The 5,206-nt window shown below is 53.5% G+C and carries 2 tRNA genes and 2 rRNA genes; all 4 read right to left on the minus strand.

Annotated elements, in window-relative coordinates:
* Nucleotides 1–210: 210 nt before the first annotated feature.
* The 4 genes from QCE73_RS39040 to QCE73_RS39055 all read right to left on the minus strand — a co-directional run bounded on the left by QCE73_RS39040 (nucleotide 211) and on the right by QCE73_RS39055 (nucleotide 5,177).
* A 23S ribosomal RNA gene (locus QCE73_RS39040) occupies nucleotides 211–3,097 on the minus strand.
* A 286-nt stretch (nucleotides 3,098–3,383) separates the two neighbouring features.
* A tRNA-Ala gene (locus tag QCE73_RS39045) sits at nucleotides 3,384–3,459 on the minus strand.
* Nucleotides 3,460–3,506: 47 nt separating this feature from the next.
* Nucleotides 3,507–3,583 (minus strand) — tRNA-Ile (locus QCE73_RS39050).
* A 62-nt stretch (nucleotides 3,584–3,645) separates the two neighbouring features.
* Nucleotides 3,646–5,177: ribosomal RNA gene (locus QCE73_RS39055) — 16S ribosomal RNA — on the minus strand.
* Together the 16S and 23S rRNA genes with 2 tRNA genes alongside form the textbook arrangement of a ribosomal RNA operon.
* Nucleotides 5,178–5,206 lie beyond the last annotated feature (29 nt).

Genomic DNA, 5,206 nt, shown 5'->3' on the forward strand with positions numbered 1-5,206 from the left:
TGGGAAGGGGTGGTACCGACTCGCTATGGTCATCAGGCATGACTTGTTGTTGCGGGCCTGTGGGCCTGCAACCAATCTGGGAAGAAGTAGTATTGAATTCGGGTGGTGACTGTTGCACACACGTTTTGCTCAGCCAGTGGCGCCCCCTGCGGGGGCGGGATGCGCGTAAGTGCTGAAGCACTAACGCGCATCGCGAAACACACTGGTTATAGGATCAAGCCTTACGGGCAATTAGTATCAGTTAGCTCAATGCATTACTGCACTTACACACCTGACCTATCAACGTCCTGGTCTGGAACGACCCTTCAAGGGGCTCGAAGCCCCGGGGATATCTCATCTTAAGGCGAGTTTCCCGCTTAGATGCTTTCAGCGGTTATCTCTTCCGAACATAGCTACCCGGCGATGCCACTGGCGTGACAACCGGTACACCAGAGGTTCGTCCACTCCGGTCCTCTCGTACTAGGAGCAGCCCCCTTCAAATATCCAACGCCCACGGCAGATAGGGACCAAACTGTCTCACGACGTTTTAAACCCAGCTCACGTACCTCTTTAAATGGCGAACAGCCATACCCTTGGGACCGGCTACAGCCCCAGGATGAGATGAGCCGACATCGAGGTGCCAAACACCGCCGTCGATATGAACTCTTGGGCGGTATCAGCCTGTTATCCCCAGAGTACCTTTTATCCGTTGAGCGATGGCCCTTCCATACAGAACCACCGGATCACTATGACCTGCTTTCGCACCTGCTCGACTTGTCGGTCTCGCAGTTAAGCACGCTTATGCCATTGCACTATCAGCACGATTTCCGACCGTACCTAGCGTACCTTCGTACTCCTCCGTTACACTTTGGGAGGAGACCGCCCCAGTCAAACTGCCTACCATGCACTGTCCCCGATCCAGATAATGGACCAAGGTTAGAACCTCAAACAAACCAGGGTGGTATTTCAAGGACGGCTCCACCGAAACTAGCGTTCCGGTTTCATAGCCTCCCACCTATCCTACACAGATCGGTTCAAAGTCCAATGCAAAGCTACAGTAAAGGTTCATGGGGTCTTTCCGTCTAGCCGCGGGGAGATTGCATCATCACAAACACTTCAACTTCGCTGAGTCTCGGGAGGAGACAGTGTGGCCATCGTTACGCCATTCGTGCAGGTCGGAACTTACCCGACAAGGAATTTCGCTACCTTAGGACCGTTATAGTTACGGCCGCCGTTTACCGGGACTTCAATCAAGAGCTTGCACCCCATCATTTAATCTTCCGGCACCGGGCAGGCGTCACACCCTATACGTCCACTTTCGTGTTTGCAGAGTGCTGTGTTTTTATTAAACAGTCGCAGCCACCAGTTTATTGCAACCTCTTCACCCTCCTGGCGCAGGCCAGTCAAGCTACAGAGGCGTACCTTATCCCGAAGTTACGGTACCAATTTGCCGAGTTCCTTCTCCCGAGTTCTCTCAAGCGCCTTAGAATACTCATCTCGCCCACCTGTGTCGGTTTGCGGTACGGTCACTATTAGACTGAAGCTTAGAGGCTTTTCTTGGAACCACTTCCAATTGCTTCGCTTCCGAAGAAGCTCGCGCCACACCCTTGAATTACGTGCCCGGATTTGCCTAAGCACCTTCTCCAATGCAGCGACCGGGACGTCCAACACCCGGACAACCTTCCGCGATCCGTCCCCCCATCGCATCTAACAATGGTGCAGGAATATTGACCTGCTTCCCATCAGCTACGCATTTCTGCCTCGCCTTAGGGGCCGACTCACCCTACGCCGATGAACGTTGCGTAGGAAACCTTGGGCTTACGGCGAGGGGGCTTTTCACCCCCTTTATCGCTACTCATGTCAGCATTCGCACTTCCGATACCTCCAGCACGCTTTTCAACGCACCTTCGCAGGCTTACGGAACGCTCTCCTACCACACACGTGTCTTTCAACGTGTATCCGCAGCTTCGGTGACTGGCTTGAGCCCCGTTACATCTTCCGCGCAGGACGACTCGATCAGTGAGCTATTACGCTTTCTTTAAAGGGTGGCTGCTTCTAAGCCAACCTCCTGACTGTTTTAGCCTTCCCACTTCGTTTCCCACTTAGCCAATCTTTGGGACCTTAGCTGGCGGTCTGGGTTGTTTCCCTCTTGACACCGGACGTTAGCACCCGATGTCTGTCTCCCGTGATTGCACTCTTCGGTATTCGGAGTTTGCTATGGCGTAGTAATCCGCAATGGACCCCACAACCATGACAGTGCTCTACCCCCGAAGGTGATACACGAGGCACTACCTAAATAGTTTTCGGAGAGAACCAGCTATTTCCAAGTTTGTTTAGCCTTTCACCCCTATCCACAGCTCATCCCCTAACTTTTCAACGTTAGTGGGTTCGGTCCTCCAGTACGTGTTACCGCACCTTCAACCTGGCCATGGATAGATCACTTGGTTTCGGGTCTACGCCCAGCAACTGATCGCCCTATTCGGACTCGCTTTCGCTACGCCTGCCTTAATCAGTTAAGCTCGCTACTGAACGTAAGTCGCTGACCCATTATACAAAAGGTACGCCGTCACCCCTTACGAGGCTCCGACTGTTTGTATGCATGCGGTTTCAGGATCTATTTCACTCCCCTCCCGGGGTTCTTTTCGCCTTTCCCTCACGGTACTGGTTCACTATCGGTCGATCACGAGTATTTAGCCTTGGAGGATGGTCCCCCCATCTTCAGACAGGATTTCACGTGTCCCGCCCTACTTCTCGTACCCCTAGTTCTTCCAAGCTGTTTTCGTCTACAGGGCTATCACCTGCTATGGCCGCACTTTCCAGAGCGTTCGACTAACAATTCAGATAAAGAGTACAGGCTGATCCCATTTCGCTCGCCACTACTTTGGGAATCTCGGTTGATTTCTGTTCCTGCGGTTACTTAGATGTTTCAGTTCACCGCGTTCGCTTCACTAGAGCTATGTATTCACTCTAGGATGACCCATACGGGCCGGGTTTCCCCATTCGGACATCGACGGATCAAAGCTCGTTTGCCAGCTCCCCGTCGCTTTTCGCAGGCTACCGCGTCCTTCATCGCCTGTGATCGCCAAGGCATCCACCACATGCACTTGTTCGCTTGACCCTATAACGAGTGTGTCTCGCAACACCCTCGTCATAGGCTGAGTATTCGCGTTGTGCCGTATTCCAAAGCAATCTTTCGATCACCTTTTCATACTTGATACAATCACTACCCTGATGCCCCTACTCACACCCATCTCTAAGTGCTTTCAGCGCATCTCTTTACTACTTCTTCCAGATTGTTAAAGAACGTTTAGCCGACAGGCGTATTTCAATGCCTTCGACATCAACTGGCTATAGTCGCCAATGCACAACGTTGAATTACCATTCAGCGCTGTGCATTGAGGACTTGGTGGAGGATGACGGGATCGAACCGACGACCCCCTGCTTGCAAAGCAGGTGCTCTCCCAGCTGAGCTAATCCCCCTACGTGGCCTGACCATGAGCTGTTGCCCCATCAGCACGCTTTTCGGGTGGTGGGTCTGGTTGGATTCGAACCAACGACCCCCGCCTTATCAAGACGGTGCTCTAACCGACTGAGCTACAGACCCTTAGCCTGTCTTAAACAACAGCCGATAAGCGTGAGCGCTTAATGTTGTGTGCGAAGCTCGAGAAAGGAGGTGATCCAGCCGCACCTTCCGATACGGCTACCTTGTTACGACTTCACCCCAGTCATGAATCCCACCGTGGTAAGCGCCCTCCTTGCGGTTAGGCTACCTACTTCTGGTGAAACCCACTCCCATGGTGTGACGGGCGGTGTGTACAAGACCCGGGAACGTATTCACCGCGGCATGCTGATCCGCGATTACTAGCGATTCCAGCTTCACGCAGTCGAGTTGCAGACTGCGATCCGGACTACGATCGGTTTTCTGGGATTGGCTCCACCTCGCGGCTTGGCAACCCTCTGTTCCGACCATTGTATGACGTGTGAAGCCCTACCCATAAGGGCCATGAGGACTTGACGTCATCCCCACCTTCCTCCGGTTTGTCACCGGCAGTCTCCTTAGAGTGCTCTTGCGTAGCAACTAAGGACAAGGGTTGCGCTCGTTGCGGGACTTAACCCAACATCTCACGACACGAGCTGACGACAGCCATGCAGCACCTGTGCGCCGGTTCTCTTTCGAGCACGTCCACCTCTCAGCAGACTTCCGACCATGTCAAGGGTAGGTAAGGTTTTTCGCGTTGCATCGAATTAATCCACATCATCCACCGCTTGTGCGGGTCCCCGTCAATTCCTTTGAGTTTTAATCTTGCGACCGTACTCCCCAGGCGGTCAACTTCACGCGTTAGCTACGTTACTAAGGAAATGAATCCCCAACAACTAGTTGACATCGTTTAGGGCGTGGACTACCAGGGTATCTAATCCTGTTTGCTCCCCACGCTTTCGTGCATGAGCGTCAGTGTTGGCCCAGGAGGCTGCCTTCGCCATCGGTATTCCTCCACATCTCTACGCATTTCACTGCTACACGTGGAATTCTACCTCCCTCTGCCACACTCAAAGCCTGCCAGTCACCAATGCAGTTCCCAGGTTAAGCCCGGGGATTTCACATCGGTCTTAACAGACCGCCTGCGCACGCTTTACGCCCAGTAATTCCGATTAACGCTCGCACCCTACGTATTACCGCGGCTGCTGGCACGTAGTTAGCCGGTGCTTATTCTTCCGGTACCGTCATCCGCCTCGGGTATTAACCAAGACGTTTTCTTTCCGGACAAAAGTGCTTTACAACCCGAAGGCCTTCTTCACACACGCGGCATTGCTGGATCAGGGTTGCCCCCATTGTCCAAAATTCCCCACTGCTGCCTCCCGTAGGAGTCTGGGCCGTGTCTCAGTCCCAGTGTGGCTGGTCGTCCTCTCAGACCAGCTACAGATCGTCGCCTTGGTAGGCCTTTACCCCACCAACTAGCTAATCTGCCATCGGCCGCCCCTATAGCGCGAGGTCCGAAGATCCCCCGCTTTCTTCCGTAGATCGTATGCGGTATTAATCCGGCTTTCGCCGGGCTATCCCCCACTACAGGACACGTTCCGATGTATTACTCACCCGTTCGCCACTCGCCACCAGGGTTGCCCCCGTGCTGCCGTTCGACTTGCATGTGTAAGGCATGCCGCCAGCGTTCAATCTGAGCCAGGATCAAACTCTTCAGTTCAAACCTGTTACTGTTTTTCGGTTCCGTTA

This window comes from Caballeronia sp. LZ029, from assembly GCF_031451275.1.
Lineage (GTDB): Bacteria > Pseudomonadota > Gammaproteobacteria > Burkholderiales > Burkholderiaceae > Caballeronia > Caballeronia jiangsuensis.